Genomic DNA, 1,232 nt, shown 5'->3' on the forward strand with positions numbered 1-1,232 from the left:
ACAAAATAGGCTCCATAATCCCTGCGGTGGATTTACCCACTACAGAAATTATAGAGCCGTTTTTTGTTGCACTATATTTTACAATTTATCAATTGAAAAATAGGCAAAAAAGGGTTACAATGGTAATTGGAAAACTTGTAACAGATACAATAAAAGACGATTTAGAATCTGGAGGAAATCATGTCTTTTTCTGATTTAAAACTCTTTGCTCTTTCTTCTAATCAAGAATTAGCGCAGCGTGTTGCTCAAGAGATTGGATTGCCACTTGGGAAAGCAACTGTCCGTCAGTTCTCTGACGGGGAGATTCAAGTGAATATTGAAGAATCTATCCGCGGGAAACACGTCTTTATTTTGCAGTCTACCAGCTCGCCAGTCAATGATAATTTAATGGAAATTTTGATCATGGTAGATGCTTTGAAGAGAGCTAGTGCAGAATCTATCAATGTGGTAATGCCCTACTATGGTTATGCTAGACAGGATCGAAAAGCTCGTGCTCGTGAGCCGATTACATCTAAATTAGTTGCTAATATGCTGGAGATTGCTGGAGTTGACCGTTTGTTGACCATTGATTTGCATGCTTCTCAAATTCAAGGGTTCTTTGATATTCCTGTTGATCATTTGATGGGGGCCCCTTTGATTGCTGATTATTTTGAACGTCGTGGTATGATTGGGAATGATTATGTGGTGGTTAGTCCGGATCATGGCGGTGTGAGTCGGGCCCGTAAATTGGCAGAATTTCTCAAAACATCAATTGCTATTATCGATAAACGTCGCAGTGTTGATAAAATGAATACTAGTGAAGTCATGAATATCATTGGTAAGGTTGCAGGCAAAACATGTATCCTGATTGATGACATGATTGATACGGCAGGAACGATTTGTCATGCGGCAGATGCCCTAGCAGAAGCTGGTGCAGTTGAAGTCTATGCTAGCTGTACCCATCCTGTCTTATCTGGTCCAGCTATGGAAAATATTCAAAAATCTGCTATTAAAAAGTTGATTGTTTTGGATACGATTTACCTTCCTGAAGAACGATTGATTGATAAGATTGAGCAGATTTCCATCGCTCATCTGTTAGCAGAAGCGATCGTTCGTATTCATGAAAAACGTCCTCTCTCTCCATTATTTGAAAGCGAAAAAAAATAAACTATTTAATAGACTTATAATTATGGCTCTATAATTTCTGTAGTGGGTAAATCCACCGCAGGGATTATGGAGCCTATTTTGTTGTA

The 1,232-nt window shown here is 38.8% G+C and carries 1 protein-coding gene and 1 pseudogene; both read left to right on the forward strand.

The genetic code is table 11. The annotated features are described in order from the left end of the window. A pseudogene (locus SSIN_RS10780) lies at positions 1-194 on the forward strand (hypothetical protein); the annotation flags it as partial. Then, entirely contained in the window at positions 181-1,146 is a 966-nt protein-coding gene (locus tag SSIN_RS01100; protein ID WP_037614774.1) for a ribose-phosphate diphosphokinase, read from the forward strand. The pseudogene SSIN_RS10780 and the gene SSIN_RS01100, both read left to right, overlap by 14 nt. The last annotated feature ends 86 nt before the right edge of the window (positions 1,147-1,232 follow it).

This window comes from Streptococcus sinensis (genome assembly GCF_000767835.1).
GTDB lineage: Bacteria > Bacillota > Bacilli > Lactobacillales > Streptococcaceae > Streptococcus > Streptococcus sinensis.

What these genes read in the sequence shown, in the direction of transcription:
- SSIN_RS01100 (WP_037614774.1), top strand. Translation starts at nt 181, where the DNA reads ATGTCTTTTTCTGATTTAAAACTCTTTGCTCTTTCTTCTAATCAAGAA.